This window comes from Caulobacter sp. D5 (genome assembly GCF_003185805.1).
In the GTDB taxonomy this organism is placed as follows: domain Bacteria; phylum Pseudomonadota; class Alphaproteobacteria; order Caulobacterales; family Caulobacteraceae; genus Caulobacter.
Genome location: NZ_QHJY01000026.1, coordinates 23,359 through 46,189, shown reverse-complemented (window position 1 = coordinate 46,189; position 22,831 = coordinate 23,359). Strand labels below are relative to the sequence as shown.

The 22,831-nt window shown below is 66.0% G+C and carries 21 protein-coding genes; 10 read left to right on the top strand and 11 right to left on the bottom strand.

Going from position 1 to position 22,831, the window contains the following annotated elements:
• The first annotated feature begins 551 nt into the window (after window positions 1-551).
• Together DMC18_RS02215 and DMC18_RS02210 are read left to right on the top strand one after the other, a co-directional pair.
• Window positions 552-764 carry an AlpA family transcriptional regulator gene (locus DMC18_RS02215; RefSeq protein WP_110121563.1) on the top strand — a complete coding sequence of 71 codons (213 nt, stop codon included), beginning with the start codon at window positions 552-554 and terminating at the stop codon, window positions 762-764.
• Between the two features lie 206 nt (window positions 765-970).
• On the top strand, window positions 971-1,882 hold the full coding sequence (locus DMC18_RS02210) for a 3'-5' exonuclease (RefSeq protein ID WP_110121564.1): 912 nt from the start codon (window positions 971-973) through the stop codon (window positions 1,880-1,882).
• A 15-nt stretch (window positions 1,883-1,897) separates the two neighbouring features.
• On the opposite strand, the gene DMC18_RS02205 is transcribed toward DMC18_RS02210, so the two are convergent.
• A complete protein-coding gene (locus tag DMC18_RS02205; RefSeq protein WP_199228586.1) occupies window positions 1,898-2,407 on the bottom strand; it encodes a helix-turn-helix domain-containing protein in 510 nt (169 codons plus the stop codon).
• A gap of 352 nt (window positions 2,408-2,759) precedes the next feature.
• On the opposite strand from DMC18_RS02205, the gene DMC18_RS02200 reads away from it, so the two are divergent.
• Together DMC18_RS02200 and DMC18_RS02195 are read left to right on the top strand one after the other, a co-directional pair.
• Entirely contained in the window at window positions 2,760-3,497 is a 738-nt protein-coding gene (locus tag DMC18_RS02200; RefSeq protein ID WP_110121565.1) for a hypothetical protein, read from the top strand.
• Window positions 3,494-4,036, top strand: coding sequence for a PIN domain-containing protein (locus DMC18_RS02195; protein ID WP_110121566.1), 543 nt, complete (start codon window positions 3,494-3,496; stop codon window positions 4,034-4,036). Before DMC18_RS02200 ends, DMC18_RS02195 begins: the two co-directional genes overlap by 4 nt.
• 33 nt (window positions 4,037-4,069) lie before the next feature.
• Here the strand turns inward: DMC18_RS02195 and DMC18_RS02190 are convergent, their stop codons facing one another.
• The 6 genes from DMC18_RS02190 to DMC18_RS02165 form a co-directional block, all read right to left on the bottom strand.
• On the bottom strand, window positions 4,070-5,515 hold the full coding sequence (locus DMC18_RS02190; protein ID WP_110121567.1) for a UvrD-helicase domain-containing protein: 1,446 nt from the start codon (window positions 5,513-5,515) through the stop codon (window positions 4,070-4,072).
• Window positions 5,508-7,250, bottom strand: a complete 1,743-nt coding sequence (locus DMC18_RS02185; protein ID WP_110121568.1) for an ATP-dependent endonuclease — start codon at window positions 7,248-7,250, stop codon at window positions 5,508-5,510. Before DMC18_RS02185 ends, DMC18_RS02190 begins: the two co-directional genes overlap by 8 nt.
• Window positions 7,251-7,535: 285 nt before the next feature.
• On the bottom strand, window positions 7,536-8,573 hold the full coding sequence (locus tag DMC18_RS02180; RefSeq protein WP_110121569.1) for a hypothetical protein: 1,038 nt from the start codon (window positions 8,571-8,573) through the stop codon (window positions 7,536-7,538).
• A 77-nt stretch (window positions 8,574-8,650) separates the two neighbouring features.
• Window positions 8,651-9,562, bottom strand: coding sequence for a hypothetical protein (locus tag DMC18_RS02175; protein WP_146217948.1), 912 nt, complete (start codon window positions 9,560-9,562; stop codon window positions 8,651-8,653).
• Between the two features lie 55 nt (window positions 9,563-9,617).
• Complete coding sequence (locus DMC18_RS02170) at window positions 9,618-10,322, bottom strand: hypothetical protein (RefSeq protein ID WP_110121571.1); 705 nt, start codon at window positions 10,320-10,322, stop codon at window positions 9,618-9,620.
• A gap of 153 nt (window positions 10,323-10,475) precedes the next feature.
• Window positions 10,476-11,570 (bottom strand): hypothetical protein, encoded by a 1,095-nt coding sequence (locus tag DMC18_RS02165; RefSeq protein WP_110121572.1) that lies wholly within the window; start codon window positions 11,568-11,570, stop codon window positions 10,476-10,478.
• Window positions 11,571-11,758: 188 nt separating this feature from the next.
• On the opposite strand from DMC18_RS02165, the gene DMC18_RS02160 reads away from it, so the two are divergent.
• The gene (locus tag DMC18_RS02160) at window positions 11,759-12,433 is read left to right on the top strand and encodes a hypothetical protein (RefSeq protein WP_110121573.1); all 675 of its coding nucleotides are present in this window, start codon (window positions 11,759-11,761) and stop codon (window positions 12,431-12,433) included.
• 385 nt (window positions 12,434-12,818) lie between these two features.
• Here the strand turns inward: DMC18_RS02160 and DMC18_RS02155 are convergent, their stop codons facing one another.
• Both DMC18_RS02155 and DMC18_RS02150 read right to left on the bottom strand, forming a co-directional pair.
• Window positions 12,819-14,057 (bottom strand): hypothetical protein, encoded by a 1,239-nt coding sequence (locus tag DMC18_RS02155; RefSeq protein ID WP_110132662.1) that lies wholly within the window; start codon window positions 14,055-14,057, stop codon window positions 12,819-12,821.
• An 8-nt stretch (window positions 14,058-14,065) separates the two neighbouring features.
• Window positions 14,066-15,304: a hypothetical protein gene (locus tag DMC18_RS02150; RefSeq protein WP_146217947.1), complete on the bottom strand. Its 1,239-nt coding sequence runs from the start codon at window positions 15,302-15,304 to the stop codon at window positions 14,066-14,068.
• A 314-nt stretch (window positions 15,305-15,618) separates the two neighbouring features.
• Between DMC18_RS02150 and DMC18_RS02140 the strand changes: the two genes are divergently transcribed.
• From DMC18_RS02140 to DMC18_RS25825, 4 genes are all read left to right on the top strand, one after another.
• Window positions 15,619-16,329, top strand: a complete 711-nt coding sequence (locus DMC18_RS02140) for a DUF2971 domain-containing protein (protein WP_199228587.1) — start codon at window positions 15,619-15,621, stop codon at window positions 16,327-16,329.
• A gap of 86 nt (window positions 16,330-16,415) precedes the next feature.
• A complete protein-coding gene (locus DMC18_RS26485) occupies window positions 16,416-16,577 on the top strand; it encodes a hypothetical protein (RefSeq protein ID WP_199228588.1) in 162 nt (53 codons plus the stop codon).
• Window positions 16,578-16,628: 51 nt separating this feature from the next.
• Window positions 16,629-17,615, top strand: coding sequence for a DUF4238 domain-containing protein (locus DMC18_RS02135; RefSeq protein WP_110121576.1), 987 nt, complete (start codon window positions 16,629-16,631; stop codon window positions 17,613-17,615).
• Between the two features lie 472 nt (window positions 17,616-18,087).
• Entirely contained in the window at window positions 18,088-18,261 is a 174-nt protein-coding gene (locus DMC18_RS25825) for a hypothetical protein (RefSeq protein WP_158285837.1), read from the top strand.
• Here DMC18_RS25825 and DMC18_RS02130 read toward each other — a convergent pair.
• Together DMC18_RS02130 and DMC18_RS02125 are read right to left on the bottom strand one after the other, a co-directional pair.
• Window positions 18,230-20,182 carry a hypothetical protein gene (locus tag DMC18_RS02130; RefSeq protein ID WP_146217946.1) on the bottom strand — a complete coding sequence of 651 codons (1,953 nt, stop codon included), beginning with the start codon at window positions 20,180-20,182 and terminating at the stop codon, window positions 18,230-18,232. The two genes, DMC18_RS25825 and DMC18_RS02130, sit on opposite strands and share 32 nt — an antisense overlap.
• A gap of 258 nt (window positions 20,183-20,440) precedes the next feature.
• Window positions 20,441-21,049 (bottom strand): hypothetical protein, encoded by a 609-nt coding sequence (locus tag DMC18_RS02125; RefSeq protein WP_110121578.1) that lies wholly within the window; start codon window positions 21,047-21,049, stop codon window positions 20,441-20,443.
• Between the two features lie 107 nt (window positions 21,050-21,156).
• Here DMC18_RS02125 and DMC18_RS02120 point away from each other — a divergent pair, with 107 nt between their 5' ends.
• Window positions 21,157-21,855 carry a hypothetical protein gene (locus DMC18_RS02120; protein WP_110121579.1) on the top strand — a complete coding sequence of 233 codons (699 nt, stop codon included), beginning with the start codon at window positions 21,157-21,159 and terminating at the stop codon, window positions 21,853-21,855.
• Window positions 21,856-22,831: the final 976 nt, after the last annotated feature.

Below are 22,831 nucleotides of genomic sequence, written 5' to 3'. Positions count from 1 at the left end.
TCCATGACCTCTGCTCGCTAATCATAAGTGAGAATTTTATCATCACTCACAGCGCCATTCAGGTCAATTATAAAATGCGCATCCATGATAATAAAATTATCGCCCCATGATAGCGGCTGCACAGATCAAAGCTGCTCGCGCCCTCGTTGGTTGGAGCCAGCCGCAGTTAGTCGCAGCCTCTGGAGTGTCGCTGCCGACGATTGTGCGCATGGAGAGCGCATCTGGACCGGGTCGGAGTTCCGCGGCCAATGTGGACGCGGTTAAGCGCGCCTTGGAGCAAGCGGGGGTCTCTTTCCTAGACGCCGATGAAACCGGCGGGCCTGGCGTCCGCCTTCGGAAGTAGGCGCAGCCAGCTGCAACGAACCGCACCCAGGTGCGAAGAGATACGCTCAGGCTGCAGCCAGTACTCCCGACATACTTTTTTACCGCCGGGAGGTTCTTTTTGCTTCCCACAGTACGATCTGGCTGTTCGGGGGTCTTGCGGCTTCCAAAACTCGATCCAATTCTGGCTCGTCGAATGCCTTCAGATCTCATTCTGTGGAGTCTAAGCTATGGCCGAGTCAGACCGTATCCTGCGTATTCGTACCGTGCTGGCCCGAACGGGCCTTAGCCGATCGACCCTTTATCGGAAGATCAATGAGGGCTCTTTCCCCAAGCAGGTGGCCATCAGCGTCCATGGCGCCGGCTGGCGGGAGTCGGCGATCAATAGCTGGATCGCCGATCCGGCCGGCTATCATCAGGCAGCCCCGAAGGCGCATACGTGACTCATCTCTGACCTTGGGAGGGTCCGCTTTCTGACAGGGGCCAAGGCACCGGCCACGCGGCCCCACCACCGTCGCGCTCCGGCGGCTCCTTCGGTTTTTCCAACGTCCTTAGAACAGCATCGCGAAGCACCTCGCCCCGCCGAAGCCCTATGGCGGCGTCGCCCACTTTCCCGGCGGTATGGCAGAGTAGACGCCGAAGGAATCGCATGCCCGAAACATCGCAAACCGATCTGACGCCCGAAGCGCTAGACGCCATGGCGCGCCAACTCGAAGCCACCGGCCGCTACCGGCTGCTGCGCCAGTTCGAGACCTGCACCCTGCACGCCGACTATGACCCCGCCACCCTCAAAAGGGGGGTCTATCTAGATACCGAGACCACGGGCACCGATCCCCGCCGCGACGAGATTATCGAGCTGGCGATGATCCCGTTCGACTACGACCCCGAGGGTCGCCTATGCGCGGTGGGCGCGCCCTTCGTCGCCCTGCGCGAACCCTCCAAGCCGATCCCGGCGGAGATCACCCGGATCACCGGCATCACCGACGCCATGGTCGCGGGCCAGATTCTCGACCCCGATCAGGTGGCGGCCTTCATCGCCCCGGCGGTGATCGTCCTGGCCCACAACGCCGCCTTCGACCGCCCGTTCGCCGAACGCTTGACGGAGGCCTTCAAGCTCAAGGGTTGGGCCTGCTCGATGAGCCAGGTGGACTGGAAAGGGGAGGGGTACGAGGGGACCAAGCTCTCCTACCTGGCCAGCCAGTGCGGGTTCTTCTTCGACGGCCACCGCGCCGAGAACGACTGCCTGGCCGGGCTGGAGATCCTGACCCGACCGTTCTCCAGCGGCCGCACCGCCCTGGCCCACCTGCTGGAGGCGGCCCGCGCCCCGACCTGGCGCATCGTTGCCGACCGCTCGCCGTTCGAGATGAAGGATCGGCTCAAGGAGCGCGGCTACCGCTGGAACGGCGACGAGGCCACCGGCCCCAAGGCCTGGTATCGCGACGTCGCCGAGGCCGACCGCGACGCCGAACTGGCCTACCTGGCCCAGGACATCTACGGCTACGACCCCGGCCTCTCCCGCCGCCGCATCACCGCCTTCGAGCGGTTCTCCGACCGGGCCTGAACCCGCACCCAGCGCTCAGCGCCGACGCGGCCCAAAGCTCATCGGCGTGTCATAGCCGCCAGCGTCCTGCGCGTCGGCGGCCAGAACATCTAGGGCCTCGCGGCGCGCCTGGTCGCGGCGGTGACGATAGGCAGCAAGGTCCTCGGCGCGCACCCGGCGGTGAGCGCCGACCTTGTGGGAGGGCAGGTCGCCACGATCGATCAGGCGCACGAGGTACTGCCGTGAGACGTTGAGCGTGTCGGCCGCCTCTTGGGTCGTCAGCTCGGTGTGGCTGGGCAGCACGGTGACACTGGCGCCGCCCGTGACCATTTCCGCGACCGTCTCAAGAACCTTCACCAGGGCCGGAGACAGAGCGATCGCATAGCCATCGCCTCGCGCCAGGCACAGCCGGCCAGGACCGCCAGCCCCGCCCAACAACAGGTCCGACAGCTGGGCGGCCATCTGGCGATCGTCGAACGACAGCAACGCCGGCACGGCGGGGCGAGCCGTCTTGTCGATCTTTCTGGAGGCGGTCGTGCGGGTCATCATCATCAGGTGCGGTATAAACGCTACAAACGCAACCAGCGCTCCCCCCTTGGCCGATCCCCCAGCCAGCACCGGGAGCACATGGTCAGCACAGCCCAGCACCCGATCACCGCCAGCACATAGGGTTTGTCGAATCCTCGAGCCAGATCAGCAGGTTACATGACCCGAACGGCATAAACAAGCCAAGCCACTATTCGAGTCGCCTCTTGCGTGACAAACTCATATTCTCCGATGCCATAAAATCGCCGAGCTAACTAGTCTGGGTGCACACCTATGACACTGACTTCATTGACGTTTTGTTTTATAAGCCTACCCCACAGCGGAATTTCCACCGCCTTATAGGAGCCCTCCCATGCCGAGCGTGAAAGGCAAGGCCATCCGCGATCGCGACGTCGAGCTGCGCGACAGCCTGTTCCCTGACGCCGAGGCGCGGATGTGGGATCGCAACCGTTTCCATGGCTTCACCACCATGCCCAAGACCATGCCCTATATCTGCCGGATCCTAGACGAGCTGTCCAAGGGCCAGCCGTTGTCGGACACCTATGTCGCCCTGTGGTGCGCGACGTGGGACAACGCCTTCGTGCGCCTGGGCCGCATGCCAGACCTGGCCTTCGCGGCCGGGTTCGCCGGACAGCGCGGGCCCAGAACCTTCCAGGATCGCCTGCGCCGCCTGGTCGATCTCGGCTTCGTTGAGGTCGCGCCCAGCGGGGCCCAGGCCATGGGCCTGGCGTTCCTGCCCAATCCGCACGCGGTGATCGTCTCGCTCTACCAGGCCAAGATCGATCCAAGCGGCGACCCGGCCCTGAAGCTGAAGGCCGCGGGTCTGCAGGCGGCGACCTACAACGCCTTCGTGGAACGCGCACAGGAGCTTGGCGCCACCGACGTGGCCGCCACCCTGCGGGCCTTGCGCGAGCCCAAGGCGGCCAAACCCGCGCCTAAGTCCACGCTCGCCCAGATGCTCGCTAACCAACAGAAGGCCAAGACCAAGCCCAAGCCCGCCGCGACCGTCGAAGACCTCCTGGCCAAGCCGGCCGACGCGGCCCCGAAGCCTGGCCGTCGGCTGCGGATCCGAAAGGCCAAGCCCCAGTGATCGTCGCTGTCCTCGACGCCGATGTCCTCTATCCGCTGCCTCTGCGCGACACCCTGCTGTCGGCGGCGGCGGCCGGCTGCTTTCAGCCACGCTGGAGCGCGTTCATCGTCGAGGAAGCCACCCGTAACCTGGTGGCGGACGGCCGCCTGACCGCACCTAAGGCCGAACGCCTTCGCGCGACCCTTGATCTTCAGTTCGAGGACGCCTTGGTCGAAGGATACGAGCCCCTGATCCCCGCCATGCCCAACCACGTCAAGGACCGTCACGTGGCCGCGTGCGCGGTCCAGGCCGAGGCCGGCTTGATTGTCACCAGCAACCTGAAGGACTTCGCCAAGCTGCCGCCTGGCGTGGCTGCCATCAGTCCCGACGACTTTCTCTGCCTGCTGCTGGAAAAGACGCCTCAGGCCCTGACCGCCGCGCTCACCGTCCAGGTCGCCCGGTTGAAGAACCCGCCGATGACCCTGGACGATCTTCTGGACCGCCTGGCCGCGGGGACGCCCAAATTCGTGGCCGCCTGCAAGGCGTTGCTCGCGACCTAGACGTTCAACGTCCTTGGGGCGAATATCCGACGCTCACGCGAACCCCGGCGCGATGACCGATTTCGGCGACAGGATCGTTAACCGGTGGGTCGCCCGCGTCAGGGCGACGTACCAGTCCTTGTTGTTCATATTGGCCGAGTGGATGACCACGACATTGGCGAACTCCAGACCCTTCACCAAGAGGGTGCTGCCGACGCTGTAGTAGGGGATCTGCCGACCCGCGTGACGGATCTTGGTCTGCACCTGCCATAGGGCGTCCGACAGATCGGCGGCGTCGCCCGCCACCTTCATCCTCAAGGCCGAGCGCATGGAAAACAGCATTTCACGGCGGAAAACGAACGTCTTCGCTTGGGCGGCGAAGCCCTCGATCAAGGCCAAGCAGACCTCGTCGCCCGCACCTTGATCGATCGTCAATCCAAGCTCGACAAGATCCCCGAACTTGGCGCGACCCAGCTTGCCGCCCGCCTTGCGCGACGCCACGGCCTTGAGGAACTCGCCCTGCGCGACGCCGGACATGCATTGCTCGAGGAAGGTCAAAAGCGCGACCAGGCGCTTTGACCCCGAGGTCGCCGCCAGCTTCTTGGCCGCGGCGTACACGGTCTTGCACTCGATGGGCTCGATGTTGGAGAAGCCCTGCCGGCCGAGCTTTTTGGCGATCAGCGCTCGCCCGTTGAGGTTGGCCGGGTCGGCGATCACCGCCAGGTTTCCGTCGCCCTTCATCGCCTTGAGACAGGTGGAGATGATCTTGGATTGGCGAGGACCGTCCTGGTCCGGCAGCCATTCCCAGGTCACACAGGCTGGCCGGCCGGCGAGATCCAGCGCTTGGCCGGCCTCTAGGACGGGGCGCACCGTCTCCAGCCAGTTGGCCATATCGGCGTTTCCGTGCCGATGCCATCGCCAGGGTTTGGTCAGGGTCGAAAGTTTCGGAAACTGAGAAAACACTTCGCTGCGCCAATCGACGGGCGTCTGCCCAAAATCGAAGATCGCCTGCAAGGGATCACCGAACACGCAGACGGGCAGCACCTCCGACAAGGCCGCGATGACTTGGTGCTGAGCGCCCCCACAGTCCTGGTATTCGTCGACGAACACACCGCAGTAGGAAGCCTCCAGAACCTGGGTGACGGCGCCGCTCTCCAGCAACGCGATCGCCCCGGCGTAGACCGCCGTCCAGTCTTGATCCCCCTTGGGCGTGGCCACCTTCAGGCCGGATCGGAGCGGATAGGCGGCCGCGTAACGCAGGCACCAGCCGGCGATGGTGTCGATGGCGTACTGGCTGGTCGACACCCCTTTCTCGCGCATGCGCTTGCGCAGGGCGTCGACCCCGGCGTGGGTATGGGTGAGGATGAGCCGACGACCCTGACTCTGGACGGTGGCGTTGACGATCTGCTCGGTCTTGCCGCAACCCGCCGCCGCCACGATCGACCCGGCCTGTACCGCGCAGATCCTGGCGGCCAGGTCGTCAACGGGCGGATCAGCCATCGACCCACGCGCGGAGACGGGACAGATGCTTGGCCAGGGGCGTGGCCGAGATATCCTCCAGGCACGGGTACACCAGCACCGCGAGCCGTTCGCCTCGCGGAATGGTCTTGAACCATGACTTTTCGCGCGCGGTGAACCCCAAGGCGGCGCGATGCTGGGGGGTGTCGAAGCTGGCCGGAAGGGGCAGATCGGCCGGCTCGGCGATCTTCCTGGCCTTGCAGGTCGCCCGCAGGGTCGTTCGAACGCTGTCTTCGGTGTTGCACTGGATCGCCAGGCCCACCAGGGCGTCCACCGTCGCCCAAGGGACGTCACGGAAGATCCTCTCCTCGGTCGAGCAATCATCTCCCCACTCCAAGACGACCCCGCCAATGGCCTCGACCTTGGCCACGGAGTCTCGTGACGGCGGCTTGTCGGAGTCGAGCAGCGCCAGGCACTCATAGCCAAGATCGAGAAGAGACTGGGTCAGGGTCACGGCGTTGGGAACGCCGCCGCCATCGATCGCCGCCACGCCGCGGAGTGCGAACGAGTCCTTGCCCTCGGCGATCCAGCAAGCGTCCAGGCCGCGCAGGAGCCCACATTCCGTCCGGCCTTCACCGATCACGATGCGCTGCGCCAGGAAGGCCTCGGGCGACGCGCGCAGCTGGCGCTGGGCGACCTCGGGCGTCTCGGCCGTCTGCTCCACCGACCGCACTTGGGTTCGGCCCTCATGGGAGCGGACGGCGTGGATGTCCCGTGCGTCGAGTTCGCGGATCACAACGTTGGAATGGGTGGTCAGGAAGGTCTGCGGCGCGGCGGCACCGGGCGTAGCGGCGTCACCCTCCAGCGCCGGCGGGTTGCGGAGATATTTCAGCAGCCGGGCGATCCGGTGCGGCTCCAGGCCATGCTCGATCTCATCGACCAGGGCGATATGAGAGCCCCCGGCATTGTGCTGCAGGGCCGAGACGATCAACCGTGAAGAGCCGGTGCCGAGCGTGCGCAAAGGCAGGTCGCCGTCATGGAGAACGACGCCGCCGGACGTGATCGCCGAGCCCTGGACGTCGAGTTCGGCGGTGAAAGCCTCGCGAACCCGGACCGAGAAGTGCTTGCCCAGCTTCTCGGCGCGGGCCGTGGGGATGGCGAACACGTCCTTGTTGCTGGTCTTGAACGCCGCGCGGGCGGCGCGGCTGGCGCTGGCCAATTGCTCGCTCATCCGCCCGCCTTCGCCGATGCGATTGAGGATCGACTGACGTCCCCAGCCCAGATGCCGTTCGGCGTAAGGGCCCAGCCGCGTCGTCGCCAGCTGCAGCGCATCCTTGTAGCGCAGCGACGGCGGATCGACGTCCCCGGCCAGGCGATCGTTATAGATCGCCCACCGGCCTTCAAGGGTCGATGGATCGATCTCGACCCGCACCGACAGGGCCTCCAGCAGCCCATCGCCCGGCTCGTCCACGAGCCTCGCGGCCGTCTCGTCCCAGCCGCGAAGATACAACCCGTAGCGTGTGTCGACGCAGAACTCGGCCGGAATACCGACCAGCGTCACCGTCACCCTGACGGGCAGATCGAAGTTGAGATTATGGAAGTCGGTGTCGTCCCCCAGATAGTTTGACCTGGGATTGAGGGCCAGCTCGATCGCGTCGAGGATCGTGGTTTTGGTGGAATCGCCGGGCCCGATCAGGCAGTTCATGCCTGGAGAGGGATGCCAGTCGAGCGTCCCAATGCCCCGGAAGTTCTGGATTTCGACCCTGACGATCCGCACGGCGATCCTTCTGATGGCGAGGTCGGCGGCCGGCGCGATCCAGCCGCGTCCCCGAGCGGGCCCACACGGCCGCGTAGCATCCCGCACAACGCTAAAGCTGAGCGGGAAGCGGTGCAAGGCGGCTATCGAAACCTGGTCTAGGCGCCGGTGATCGGGACGCCAGGGCCGACAGACCGACACGCCGACGGATCGCCATAGACGTGGAGGGCACAACGCGCGCTGACCAGCCCCGGATCGCTTCGTTGGCCCGAGGCCAGTCCCGTCAGGTTATCCCTCGCGGTCAAACTAGAGCTCGGACATTGACGTCCTGGTCATCGTTGCGGCGCGCTCGTCCTCGGATAGGATCTTGGCGACCACCTCGCGCCCAACCGTGATCTGGGGCTCGCCGTCGACAAGGTCGATCCCAAAGCCATCGGGCCAAGGATTGCGGGCCCAGAAGAACTTCATCATGCCGCCATTGTTGACGACGTGGATTTGGAACATCGCCTGCTCGAACCCGGCCAGGGCCGCGGCGGCGTCGATCGACGGCATGTTCCAGGCCGGCACGATCATCAGCTTGTGGCGCTCACCCAGGCCATGGCCGCCGGTGGCCCCGAGGATGCAGAGATGTTGGTCGAGGTACCAACTGGTGAAGACCGGACCGCTGATGATCTTGCCGTCGTCGATCGTCCAGAACTTGACCAGATAGGACGCCTTGCCGAACCCGCCCCACGGCAAGGGCAGGATCACCTCGTGCCAGCCCCCATAGGCGTGCTCCAGCGGGTCCTTGAAGAAGAACTCCTCTGCCAGCACCAGGGCCACACGCGCGTACCAGCGGTCGGTCGCCTTGCCGTCCGCGATTCCCCGGGCCGTCAGCTCGGTCTCGATGTCGTCGAGGAAGTTGAACGCGCCGGTGCCGGCGAAGACGGTCTCCATGCCGTCGGCGGTTCGGACATTGACCGCTCCGCGCAGGATCTGCCCATCCGGAAGGTGGACGTGAACGACCACGGCGTTGTCGGTCGCGCTCACCAGGCCAAATTCGGGGTCGTGCAGGATGGCGTCCAAATTGACGCCATGTCCGGATTCCAGGGCCTTCAGGATCGCCCGAGCCACCGCCTCGCCGACCACTTGGCTTCCGGCCCACTGGATGAGGACCAGATCGCCTAGGATGATCGACTTCTGGGCGGTCCCGACGACGGTGTGGTTGTCGGTGGCGAGCACGATAGCCTGGCCGTGCAGAGGCAGGTTGGCCGAACGGTCGGGCTGCGCGCCGAGGACCGACACCAGGATGTCGGACATCGCCCAGAATTTATCGCCGGCGATCGAGGCCAGAATTAGGGTCATGGCGCCAACCTCGGTTCCAGATCCATCCAGCCTCACATGTTTCGGGCGTCCACGACGATCGAAGGCCTCAGCGACCCTTAGGGCACGGCGCGCAAGATCGGAGACTGCCCGCAGCGAACGTATCCGCCCATCGCGCCCGCCACCACAACCGCCTCGCCGAAGAGCTCGGCCAAGGCCGGCTCCTTGGTCAACAACCCATCGAAGAAGGTGGCCACGGCGGCGATCTTGAAATCCAGAAGCTGGTTGGTCAGGCGTGATGGGTTGGTGATGTCGGTCTTACCCGTCTTGACCCACCGGGCGAAGTAGAGCGCGACGAGCAGGCTGTAACGGAACAGAACGGTGTTGATCACCTCGCCTGTCACGGTGGGAAAGGCCGAGGCCGGCTCCGCTCCGCCGCGGATCAGCACGGCCCGCACCGCGAATGCGAAGTCGACGAGCTTCAGCTGTAGGTCTCCGGGGAAACTGTCGCGCTTGCGCAGGTGGCGAAGATCGCTCTCGGTGAACGCCTGCTCGGCCAGGCGGTAGAGGTTGAAGAGATTGGCCGCGCGCCGAGACGTGTCGGCGATGTAGCCCTGTGATTGCGCCTGCAGGGCTTGGAATTGCGCTTGGATCTCCGCGTCGACCGGGGCCTGGATGACGGTCTCGCAATAGGCCCCGAATTGGGCGGTCTGGACGGGATCGATCAAGCGTCGCGCCAGCCGCCGTGTGCCGCCGGACATGCAGGTGAGGTCGGATTCATCTTGGAGGATCTCGATCTGGCGCGGGTAGCGACACGCGATCGCCATCAGCTTGCGGGTGATATCGATCGCCGCGTCCTTGTGAATCTCGATCATCGTCACCTGCGAGATCAGACCCTTGTTGTCCCTGGCCTCGCCCAAATAGTTTTCCAGGTCGCCGTGGCCCAGGCAGTTGGTGTCGATCACCGTTCGACGCATAGCCACCTCGGCAAGTTGAACAATAACGACAATCCCGCGCGGCAGCTTGAGCACCCGCGAGCCGAAGCGCAGTTACCGGACGGTGTGGTTACGCCGGGGCCCAGCGCTCTCATCGCATCGGCCCCCCTCGCTTCATTCGGCGGGTTATCGCCTGCATCTCGCGAATGTCGGCGACCGTAAGCGTCTGGACCTTCCCGCCGATATGGTCCCGACCATTGATGACGCCGGTCTGGTGCTGGACCTTCGGGAAGGGCCGCTTGTCGAGCTTTACGACGAACGCCAGTCCATAAAGAACGATGTTCCAGACTACACGGTCGTCGAACCTGCCGCGCGAAGGGCTGACCGCGAACCGATCAGCCGGGACAGGCGGCGCGTCGACGACGAGGGTCAGCACCTCCGGCGCCCTGCGCATGTCGCCGTCAAACGTGACCGCGCGCAGGGCTGGCTCCCAACCGCCGACATCCACGCCCCGGGCCTCGATCCGGCGAGACTGGTGGTATCGCCAGAGCACAGAGCAAGCGAAGCGCACCAGCATATTGGCCTCGACGCCGTGCCGGATGAAGACGCCCCGGCTTCGTTCCGCCGCCGTGATCGCCAGGGTTCGACAAAATGCGATCGCCGCCTCCTCGTAATCGTGGAGCGCTCGCTCGTGGGGATCGCAGAGAATGCGATCGAAGATCCCAGATTGGGTGATCGTCTTGCCGTCGTGGCGCCTGGATCCGACCAAGAAGGATCGCTGATCGCCCTTGATGTCCCGGCCGACCGCGGCGGGGAGGAGGTGTGATTTGACGGTCGGTTGCTTCCCGCACACCACGCAAGCCGGTTCAAAGCGACTTTCGGACGCCGATGCTGCAACCCTTTCGTCCAGGCCCGCGTCTCGGCTCGCTCTACAAGCCTCGCTGGTGGGCCGGCCCCCTTCAACGGGATCAGACAGGGGAGGGGGCATGAGCGCTCACGAGGTTCATGATCATGCCAAGGCCAGCTGTCGGTAGGCGATCGGAAGGGGAAAGGCGGCGTTGAGCTGGGCGAGGTAGGCCGCTCCGTCCGCGGTCAAGGGCGGCTCGGCGACCACGAAGAGGCGCTCGGGCCGTGTCGCGCCGGGCCAGAGCGCATATTCTAGAAGCTGGCCGATCGCCTCGCGCAGGCAGGCCCGGTCCGATCCGCCAGTCTTGACCTCGTAGAACCAGAGCGCCTGACCGTGCCGCGCGACGACATCGATGGCCCGTGACCCAATCCGGGGCTCGAAGATCACATCGGTGCATCCCTCGTTCAGCAGGGCGATCTTCAGCTGCTTCTGGATTTCGGCATGGCGCAGGCACACATCGAAGGTGCGCTCGCGAGTGGTCGCCGTCGTCCAGGCCCTGCCGTCAAGTTCGCGGCCGGACTCCAGACGCAAGACTTCCAAACGTGATTTCGGCTCGCGTTCGGGGGGCACCGCGTCACTGATCGTCAGTCCGCGCCGGCTTTCGACCCAGTCCCATAGCGGCAAAAAGCGGTCCATCGTCCGCAGGGCTTGATGAGGATCCGCCTTCGAAAAAGCCTGTCGGCCGCCCACGAAGATGAACGTCCCGGTTTCGATCAGATGTTCGGGGATAGGCCCGGCCGGCCGATCGTCGCTGCGCACGCTGCGGCGATACGACCACATCGCCAGATCCGAAAACGCCTCGGGATGGTCTCGCATCCAGGCATTGAACCAGGCGATCTTGGGTTCCAGCCGGGAGATGTCGGGCAGGGAGCGGCTGGTTTCCAACGAGAAGGCGACACCCGCTCTGAAGGCGCTGCGCCCATCCGGCAGCTGGTCGATCCCGACGTTGAACTGAAGCTCGCTCCGTCCGCCCAGGTGGTAGGCCCAGGACTCGCTGCGGTCCCGCAGCCCGAAAAGAGATCTATTCTCCCGCTTCAGGTCGCCGATTTCGGTGCGGCGTCGCTGAAGCCCGGCCATGGCATAGGACCCCGCAGCCGCCTCGATCTGGTCGATGAGCGCGTGGAACCGCAAGATGTCCGGCGCCGAAATCTCGCTCGGCGGCGCCAATCCCGCTGATCCCCGATCATCGTAGGCCATGACCCTCTCCGTTTTGGGCGCCGCCAATTGCAACGCTAGGCGGCGCACGCCACAAGTCTCGCCTTAAGCTTGGCCGTCAACGGCCTTGTCTGCAATCAGGAGCGGGCGGTGTCAGGTCCCGAGAAAGTCCATCACCTGGAGACGGCGGCCTGCAACGGGCGGGTCTCGCGGCGCAAGGCCGGTTCAACATGAACCGCCGTGACGTCACGACCGTGCTGCACGCGGCCATGGCCGAAGCGGTCCGCGATTTTCATGCGTGGACCGGCGGGGAGTCGATCGAGGAGTGGGGTGTCGAAAGCCTGCTGACCTCGACCTGCGCGCGCCATCTGGCTACGGCGATCAAGGACAACGGCGACACCGCCTTGATCACCATGGAGCAGACATTTGCGGGGGTCCTGGCCTACAGTCAGAGGTGGATCCAACCCGGCCGCCGGCCCCACTGTCTGCGAGACGTCGAGGACAAGCCTGGCGGCAAGGTTGACTTGGTTCTGTGGACGAGAACCAGCGGACCCGACGCGCCGGACAAGCCACGCGCCATGATCGAGATCAAGCGCAGTGAGCGCACTGAAGGCCTATGCGAAGACGCCGTTCGGGTCATCAACTTCGTCCGTGCCGCCGGAGCGTCCTACGGCGGCACGGTTCGGTACGGGGCCGTGGCGACCTTGCTCAGGGCGCCGGCGGCTCGGGCCAAGGCCTCAATGAAGGCGAAGGTGGCCCATCGCGAGGCGGCTGTGGCCAAGCTGGCCAAGAAGAGCGGGATGACACTGAAAGTTTCTGGTCCGCGTTGGGTCGCCGACCCGAATGACGAACGCGGTCACCGAACCGCCACGGTGGTGTTCGTCCTGAGCCCGCGCCAAACATGATCGGCCTTGAGGCGGATATCGGGCCCACCGACTCTTGCGCTTTGGGAAGCCATCGTTCTTGACTCGACCCGCGCCGCTGAAAGCGCGGCGTCGAGGCGTGAGAACCTCGCTTGAACCAACCGCTTCGCGTCCGGCTCCGCCCTGGCGCGACCGGTGTCCTGCGTCGGCGGCGCCGTCAATGACAACCGTTCCACACTCAAGCTCGGTCTCAAGATTCCCGGCCCCCGCCGGACCGCGCCTCCCTGTAGGCGGACGTGGCTAGGCGAGCAGAGGCCGATTTTCGAACGACACCCCGGGGACCGGGGAGCGCGTGGCTATGAGCTACTGCTTGTCCTAAAACTCAACCTTACGGCACATCGGCGGTCGCGTCTGCGCCAAGTCTGGCTCACCGGCACACCTCGGACGCGGTCGCGATTGCCGTGAGCACGTCCAAAAAGCCGGGCTCGGCCTGATGAGGCGGTTGAAATCGGGGATCGGACAGGAACTCGACCTCGGCCGTGCCGACGAGCAGAGCCGACAGCGCCTTGGCTTGGTCGGGCTCGAGGGTCACTTGCACGGGCACGATGCGCTTGACCTCTTCGGTATCGGGCAAGGTCACGAAGCACTTGTATGGGGTCAGCGGCGCAATCACGCGAAGGGCCTCGCCAACATGACCATAGGCGCAGAACGTGTCGGGTAGCACGAAGATCGGCTCCGCAGTTGCGACGATGGCCCAGCGGCTGGACATCAGCGGGCTGGCGAAGGTCGAATAGACTTCCTTGTCGGTAAACACTTCGTCGAACACATGCTGGACCATGTCTTCCATGCTGAGGCCCACAGAAGCGGGGTCCTCCAGGTCTCCGGCCGTTTCACGCCACAGGGCGCGGATGAGCCTGGGATTGCGCAGGAAGTGGATCACCAGATAGGCCACCAAGGCCTGGGTCTGGGGCGGATTGAGCGGGATGGTGCGCATCAGCATCTGCACCGGCCGCTTGGCCTTTCCCTCGATGAGCGCGAAATAGGCCTCGAGACGATCGCTCCACAGGTGCTGGCGGTAGCCCCAGCGTCCAAACGGGATCGTCACCCGGGACCACCCGTCGCCGCCCCTGCGCCACCGCGTCGCCGTCTGGCCCTGGGCCCAGTGATCGCGGATGAACCACTTGCTGATGAAGTGCTTGTCGGCCACTGGCTTGACGGCGATCGGCTTGGGCGGGGGCGGGGAGGCGTCCCTATCAAGAGCCTTGCGAGACTTGGGAACCCAGCGCTCGTCCAGGCGCCGGCGCCATACCACATGGGCGTTGACCGCCGTGCCCTTGATGTCGGCTAGGCCGGCCGCGTCGAAACAGGCGGCCCGCTCGGCCTGCGGGTCAATGTCTTGGGGACGACGCTCACCCAGCCGCTGGTCGACGACCCGTTCGGTCAGGAACAGGGACATGTGCGCCAGAAGGTTGGTCATCTCGGCCGCCACATTGACATGTAGGTCGGGTTTGTCGTCGTCGTCGCGCGCCAGCATCGCCCAGATGATGCGCTTGACCACCTCATCCCAGATCGCGCCCAGGGCCCGGACGCGATCCTCGGCCAGGTCTGGCGCGTGGTGTCGCAAGCGGTGTTCGGCGAGAGAGATCTTCCTGCGGCCCCGCACCATGGCGTCTGCTAACCGTACACCGGCTCGACATGAGCGCGATGGCGGATAACGACGCCCCGGCTGTAGCCCGACTGCTTGGCCTTGCCCCAGGCGTGATGCTCCAGGCTCACCTCGGCCAGTTCGAACCGGAAGGTCCGGGCCGCGCCGCTTATAAGGTGCGGTGAGACCGCCTGCACGGCCGCCTCGCCCAACGCCCATCCCAAAAGGCACTCGGCCAGTCGCGCATAAGCCTGATCGCCCTCGCCGCCAGGAGCCAGCAGATCGGCCTGCAGGTGCAAGCGAAGGCGGGTGGCCGCGTCCTCGACGCCGGCGACGTAGTAGGAGACGCGGGGCTCGAAGAGGCCCTCGGCCACCTTCACCGACGGGGCCTGGGCCCACCACTCCCCGGGCGTACGGTGATAGTCGCCGGCCTTGACGCCAAGACCCGCCAAGGCCGCGCAGGCGGCGACTGGCGACCAGCCGTCCTGGGCCGCCACGACCGGCGGATGACGCTCGCGTTGCTTCTGCCGCTTGATCTCGGCGATGGCGGCGCGCACGCCGGCCCGGTCGGCGATGTCACGGCCGCGAATGTCGCGGGCCAAGCGTCGCGCGCCGTCGAAGTCGACGCCAAAGGCCAGCAGCGCGCGGCGCTCGGCGTAGCGTGCCAGAGCCGGATCGCCGCCCAGGATCCGCAGCGAGGTGAAGTTGGACTCAGTCTCCATCAGCATCGCCAGCACGAACAGGAACGGGATCAGGGCCAGGGAGAGCAGGATCGGATCGAGGAATTCGCGCAGCGTGTTCCAGGTCAGGAAGTCCTCGGGCTCCTTGAAGACCCCCACGAGGCTGAACAGGATGATGGCCAGGCCGACATAGACCTGTAGGCCGCTCAACGGCTTGACGATGATGGCGGTGTTGGGGGCGCGGGGCGCCACCGCCAGCATCATCGCCACCAGGGTCATGGCCGGCAGCAGCAGCAGCTCGCCCCAAAGCGGCAGGGTGTGGACCTCCGACAGGAAGACGACGATTTCCGTCCAGGCGATCGCCTCGGCGATCAGCCGACGCGCCGTGCCCGGCTGCGCCGCCAATTTCATCGCCGAGAACCCGCTGCCCAGCGCGACCGTCGCCCACCACACCAGGGTGGTCTTCAGGTTGGACGGCCGCCAGGCCCCCACCATTGAAAGCCCGACCACGACCGCGGCGACGTAGACGCTGACCGCCAGATAGGCGCCACGAGCTTGGGCTGCAAAGCAGCCTTCACGACGCCCCACAGGCTTCTGCGGCCCGTCGGCCAGATCAGCAAGGCCGCCAGAATGACGGCGATATAGATCAGCGCCGCCCATTCGCGGCCGTTCAGGTCAAAACCGTAGGCGGCCGGATCGAACGGGACGGGTTTGGCGACGGAAGCGGTCGGATCCGACATCGGCTCCAGGGGTCTGCGGGCGGGGCCCGAACGTGAGGTTGCGAGTCGGACGACGGCTCTGCTGGACATTGTGCTCAAGCTTGGACGAAATCCAGCCGACGCCGCCGCGATCCGTCCGGATCGTCAAGGCCTGGGCCGGAAGGGCCCCGGGGAGTAGAGACCATGACGCGGCGACGCAAGCGGCCAGAGCAGGTCTACAAGTACCGCGCCTTCAGCCAACGGACGCTGGAGATGCTGGTGGAGGACACGCTGTTCTTCGCCGATCCGAGCACTTTCAACGATCCGCTCGACGCCAAGCCGCGCCTGGACGCGGACCTGGACGCCGCGGCGCTGGAAGAGGTCTTGGAGCAGTTGGTGATCCAGAGGGTGACCGCCGAGTTGTCCGCCGCCGCCAAGACCATCCGCTACAAGGGTCCCAAGACGGTTGACCACATCGCCGGCCAAAGCCAGCTGACCTTCACTCGTCTGCTGGAAAACATCCGGTACAACGCCACCGATCCGGAGCACGAAATCGAAGACCCGCTGCAGCACCTCCTGGGCCGCAGCGTTGAGAGTGAGCTCATGCGGCGCTACGACAAGGGCCTGGTATCACTGGGCATTCGCCCTAACTGCCCGCTGATGTGGAGCCACTACGGCGACCAGCACCACGGCCTGTGCATCGGCTACACCGTGCCGGAGGACGCTAGCCTCCACCAAGTCCGATACGGCGGCGCGCCGGTCGTCAAGGCCAGCCTGGTCCAAGCCATGCTGCGCGGCGTGGCCAGCGCGCGCGAACGGGTCGATCAGGCGGTCCTTCTGCGCAAGGCCCTCGACTGGATGTACGAAGACGAGTGGCGACTGATCGGCGATCGCGGCGCGCAAGACAGCCCCTAGAGCTCAGCGAGGTCGTCTTCGGCCTGCGCTGTCCCACCGCCGTTCAATATGCGGTGTTCCGGGCGCTGGAGACGCGCCAGCAGGGGATGACATTTTTCGACATCCATCGCCGGCCGGGCACCTTCGACTTAGTCAAGGAAGCCCTGGACACCGACGAGCTGTGCCGCGCTCTGCCACGACGCGCCCGCGACCGTCTGGAGTGGTTCGACGAGGTGGACGACCAGCCGACCGAGGCGGCAACGACCTGAGCCGAACACCAAGCATCGCCCTCTTTCTGCGATCCAAGAGAAAGCTCTCCCATGCCGCCAGCGCCGGACAAGCGTCGTCACCATTATGTGCCCGTCACCTATCTGAACGGATTTGCCGACGGGGCCGGGAAGGTCGCGGCCTATCCCAAGGACGAGCCGACGCGGGTCTTCAAGTCCAAGCCCGACCGCATCGCCTTCGAGAACTACTACTACTCCCAGGTCACGCCCGACGGGCACGCCGACAACAACACCTTGGAGGACCTGTTCAGCGGCGTGGAAACCGCCTGGCCGGGCCTGGTCGCGGACCTGGCGGCCGGCCGTCCTCTCGGCGCGAAGGCCGGCGTCCTCTTCGAATTCATCACCCTGTTGCGCGTGCGGGTGCCGGCCGCCCGCGACGCGGTCGAGCGCTTCGACGCCGAGGCCGTGCGCATGACCCTGCGCCAGTTGGACGCCCGAGGCGATCTTCCGCCATGGCCGGCGGGATTGGACGCGGAGAAGGTGGTGATCTCGATCGATCCCAACCGCAGCCTGCAGGCCATGCCGCACCTGCTCAGGGGCCTGGCGAGCCTGATCGAGCGCCTGGGCTTCGAGGTCGTCCACAACGCCACGCCGATCGACTTCATCACCAGCGACAACCCGGTGATCCACTACGACCCGGAGCAGCCGGCCGATCGACTGCGCCCTTACGACACCCCGCCGGGGCGACCCGCCGTGTTACTCGTGCCGCTGACGCGCCGGTTGCTGCTGCGCGGGCGCACCGGCCCGCCGATCCTCAAGACCGGCGGCGAGATCGGCCGGGCGGAGATCCGCGACGAGGCGGAGATCGAGCAGCTGAACGGCCTGATCGCTCGGTTCGGCTACCGCTTCGTGTTCGCCGCTGATGCGGAACTGGGGCCCAAGCTCGCCGCCTTCGCCGAGCACTCGCCGATCGCGCACTTCCAGCATCTTCCCTTGGCCAAGGGCAGCATGCTGGCGACGCGGTTCACCTTTGGAGCGCGCCCGGACAAGCCCCGCTGGACACCGACCAACGCGGCCTGACGGGTCGCGTCGGCCCAGGGTCGATCGTCAGGGGTTGAGCAGGTCCATCTGCGGCGGGCTGGCGCCGCCCTGGGCCTGGGACACCAGGCTGAGCGTGGTCAGTGGTCTGGCAAACTTGCGCTAGCAGCCCGCCTTCGTCCGTGCGGCCCAGATCGATCACCTGGAAACCGAAGCCTTCCAGCAGCGCGGTGACCTCGAGCTTCTCGTTGCCCGACATGAACAACAGGTGCTTGCTGCCCTTGCCGTCGGCCGGATCACGCGCCAGGATCTTGGCCCAGTTGTGGTTCATCGCCTTGACGAGCCGGCGCCGATCGCGACCTTGGCGATCACATCGGTCGTGGGCCGCCCGCCCAGGTCCAGCGGGGTGAAGTCGTTCCAGTCCAGGCGTTGTTCGCATCCACGACGACCCGGCCTTGCAGGTCCGCGCCCTCGAAGATGGCGGGCGCCGCCTCGAACGGGGGCGGCCAGGAAGATGACATCGGCCTTCGCCCTGGCGCCGGACGGGGCGATGCATGAGGCCCCGGCCCGCGACTATGGGCTAATGACGGCGATGATCTTCGGCGAGGTTCCGCCCGAGACGGTGCTGGAGTCGGTGTTCGAGCTCGAACGAAGGCTCAACGCCGGCGCGGCGCCGCCGATTGCCTAGTCTCAGCGCTACCGCCCCGTCGCACCGCGCGCTTGGGACACACCAGCTCCAGGCACATCCGCAGGCCGGCGGGATCGATGCAAACCTCGCGGGGACGGCGACCGCCCAGCCGCGGATCGGGGTTGCTGATGAACGCCTTGGCCCAGTCCCCGCCGTGTTCGGCGCACGCCGCATCCCAAAGGTCCGCAAGGGCCTCCTGCGCCATGATCCTTTGGGCCTCCTCGCGGCGCTGCTGGGTCACTCGCCGGTCCAGCGCGTCCAGCGCTGCCTGCAACTGGGCGGGACTGGACCGCACCAGCTCCAGCCGGCTCGACAGGTTCGCCGGCGGCACCAAGCCCGCCATCCAGGCTTCGGCGTCCGCGCCGTAAGCGACCATGGCCGCCGCCCGAAACCGCGCCTCCCTATCGTCTGCTGCCGCCAGGGCGGCGGCCTCGGCCGCCAGGCGGCGCCGTTCAGCCGCGTCCCTGCGCGCCTGCTCGGCGCGTTCCAGCGCCGGCCGCAGTGGAAGGCTCATCACGTCGACGGCCGCGTCGTAGCGCCAGAAGGCCTCGCCGATCAGGCCAAACGCCGCCTTGAGCTCTGTCCAGGCCGCGCCGCCGCTCGCCGCCACCGACCGGGGCGGGGGGCTAGCGCGCCCCGATCGGCCAAGCCAGGCCTCGCTGTCGAAGCCGTCGCCTTCAGGCCCTGCGCGCCTGAGGATTTCGTCCAGGCGTGCGTGCAGGTCGTCGATCCGATCCTGGCGCTCGCGCGCGTCGCGCGCCTGCTGGATGATCTGCTGGCGCACCTTGAGCGGCGCGCGCCAGAGGCCGTCGTCGGCCTCGACCAGCCCCGCCGTTTCCAAGCCCCGCAGATAGGCGCCGATCAGACCAGTGGGCGTATTGAAGTCCGGCGCCAGCACGCGCGCCGCGGCGATCAGTTCGGCGTCGCGCGAGACCCCGAAGAGCGGCGGCAAAAACCCCTGGCGCTCAAGGCGCTCACGCAAGGCCACCACCGACAGGCCGGCACGCCCGTACCAGGGCTGCTGGTCAATCACCACCGTCTTCAGAACGAGGGCTTGGCAGGCCTTGGGCGAGACGTTCAACGCCTTCGCACCGCGTGAGATCGGGGCGTCGATGTAAGCGGAGAGCTCCAAGGCCTCGATCTGGGCGAGCGCGCCGCGGACAGCAGGCAGGTCAGTCCCATCCTTGGGGCAGGGGAGGGCGGCCCAATGGCCCACCAGGGTCTTGGCCTGGCGCAAGACCTTCTGGCGGGCGGCCTCGGCCCGGTCGGCTAGGACCTGAGCCACCTGCGCCTCGACCGCGTCCTGGGCCGGATTGAACAGCCACTTGCGCGGAGCGCTGACCAGAACCGCCTCCCGCACCATCTCGAGACCGGCGCGGCGCGGCAGTTTCGACAGATCTATTTCGATGGCTGAGGTCTTCTGCGCGCGGATCCTTTCGACCTTCTCGGCGTCGGAGGCATGGGCGACCAGGATCTCAATGATCAGGTCGCTAGCGCGCCGTCTCAGGACTACATCGGCCACCACACCCGGCAAGACCACCTCCACCTGTCCAGACTCGAAAACCTGGTGCTTGGCCGCATGCGTCTGCCGGCGCACACCCTCGCGCTCAGCGGCGATGGCCGGCAGGGTAAGCCCCAGCTCGTCCATGACGATCTGCTTTCCCAATTTGTGCAGGGCCGTCTCCAGAGCTCCAACACAGGCGCCGTCACGCGCATGGGCAAAGTGGTCCGCCCGCGGACTCGGCCGCGCGCCGGATTTGCGGGCGATCAGCGGCTCCTCGCAGGCTGGACAGACACAGCCGCAGGCGCGTCCGCTGACCACCTCGCGGATCGAGACGATGCGGCCCTCGGCCGTCTGGCCGAACGCCAGGCGAACCGTTCCCCGCCGCCATGGGCTGTGATTGTGATCGAGACGTGCCACGACCAAATCCTGCGCTGCGTCGCGTCCGGGCGCCAGGGGCGCGATCTGCCCCTACGACCGGGCCTGTCGCAGAGTCCAGGTCAGGGTTTGGCCGGCGTGGCAGGCTGAGGATCGAAATAGAAATAGTGTTCGAGGATCAGGCCTTCCTTGATCCGCACCACCACGCCGCTGACGATGACCTTGACGGTTGCCGCTGGCCTTAGTCCACCTGATCCTGGGAAGATATCCGGAGCCCTGCAGGCCTAGCGAAGGGCCTAGTCAGAGGGCCTCATCAGGATCGTCCCGACCGTCCGCGCCGGCGCCGGTCGATCCAACGGCCGCCGCAGGGTAGAGATGGGCGCGCAGCACGGCCTTGACCGCCTCATGGACCGGCGTCCCTTGCGGCGTCTGCACGACCAGATCGCCGATATGGGCCAAGGCCATGCGCACGAAAGACAGGCAGATGATCGCGCGGCGATCGGGGACGGTCAGGGCGCGCAGCGGTGCCATCATCGCCTCGATGATCGCATCGGTGCGCTCATCGAGCTCGGCCAGTCCGTCGGCCGAACGGATGTCTGGCCTCCAGGCCTGCCGGGCGTCGAGCCGCCCCTTATAGCCCCACTCAAGCCCCGCCAGGCCGTCCTCCTCGACCTGATCGGCCAGGGTGCGAAGAAGCTGGGCGGCCTCGAACCGCCGGTCACGGTTGGCGGACTTGTAGGTCACCCCACTGACGGCCGCCGCGACGAGGGCCTCGGCGATGTCCCAACCGACTTCGGCGGGCTCCAGGCCCAGCGTCTTGGCGTCAAAGCCCCGAAGCTTGAAGAAGGCGTTCAGCGCGGCGTCGTAGACCTGGGCCTTGTACTTTACGCGCTCGGACGGGTTGATCATGGGCTTGGCGGGTCCTGTGGTCGGGGTGGCGAAAGCGGTTAGGGTGGAGCCGACTCGCCAAGCTTGGCCCACCGCCGTGCGTGGCCGCGCCAGGAGACTCCTCGACAATGCTGTACGCCTGGATCGATGGCGTGAAGCGCCCCCCGCTAGCCAAGGGCGAACGCACCGCCTGCCGCGATTGCGGCGGGCTCCTCAGCGCGGTCCTTCCCGTCGAGAACGTCCGCCACTGGCGTCACAAGGCGGGCGACTGCGACCCTTGGAGCGAGCCAGAGGGACCCTGGCACCTGGGCTGGAAGGAGTGTTTCGACCTGGGATGCCGCGAGGTTGGACTGCCCGACGAGGAGACGGGCGAGCTCCATCGCGCCGACGTCCTATGCGGATCAGGAACGCCGGCGGCGACCGTCCTGGAGCTGCAGCACTCCTCGATCTCGGAGGAGGAGCGCGCGGCGCGCGAGGCCTTCTACATGCGCCGCCACCGCATGTTCTGGCTGGTGCATGTCTACAGCACCGACACGTCATTCACGGGCGACAGCTTTAAATTCTCGCTCGATTTCGAGAGGCCAAGACAGGTCGACCACAACACGTTCTACCTTCTGCGTTGGGTGGGACGCAGCAAGCAGTTCATCGAAAAATGGAAGCGAGCGAAGGCGGCTGTCGCATTCGATTACCGGGGCCACATCTTCTTCCTCGCGGGCGAGGCGCTGGGTCGAAGGATCAACGGCGGCCTGCCGTTGGCCAAGGGCCAATTCGCGCTCTGCCGATTGACCCAGGATCAGTTCATTCGGTGGGTTCAGGCGAGCGCCTGATCTTCGCTGCCTCCGTCACGACGGGCCCCCGCGCCTCGCGCGCGAAATTTTTTCGGAGGCGTCCCCCGGGGACATCGACTGTCGCTCAGCCGACGAATTTTTGGGCCGACCACGATTTTAAGGGCTGATGCGGCCAGCTCGCGGCCTGGAAGCGCTGCTGGAGTCCCGTAGTGACTCTAACTGTAACCTCTATCGAACCTGATCTGCTGATTGAGAGGCTGGGTTGTGGTGGACAGAGGACGGGTGCCCAAACCCACGCGATCCGGAGATCCCGTCGGTCTGGTCCGTCCCCTGCGCTGCCTGCTGCTCGAGCCGACTTGGGCGCTTAAGGACAACCCACCTCCCGACGCGGGGATGGGCCTGCGGTCTACTTCCGAGGCTACGCCGCCCCGCCTACCATATCCCTCACCGCCTAGGACCGGGACGCTGACTGGGTAGGTGCCCACAGTTGTCAGCAACGCCAGTCTTCAAGCTGCCGTGGTTGTCCCGACCTCGAAGACCGCTCGCGCATTACTCGCGGCGCGAGACACTGAATTCAGAGAATGGGGTGGTTCGCTGCGAACCGCAACTGAAAGTACGCGCTTTGTTCCAAAACTTTCTTCGTATAGTCGCGCTTCAGGTCCTGGCGATGCCCTGATCATCGCACGCCTTTTCCTGCGCGCCTTACGGCCGATCGTGCAGCGCAGCGACGTGCGAGGTTCCAGGAGAGCGGCAAAGTTGGCGGAGGATCTAATGTGGACTTGATGCTTCAAGTTCGATTGCTTCTGCAGGCGTCATCGAAAGGACGCCCCACCGCAGAAGGCTTCGGCCGTAGCGGCAGTTTCGCCGCGCGGCTCTAAAGCGCGATGTATCATTCATCGAAGGTCGTCTTTCGGGAGGTGACCCAATGTCTGTTACTGGCGCCGCCTCGCCGTCGAAGCGGATCTGGCCGTCGTCTGGGGTGAGTTTGGTGGTCATCTCCTACGAGGTTGGTGAT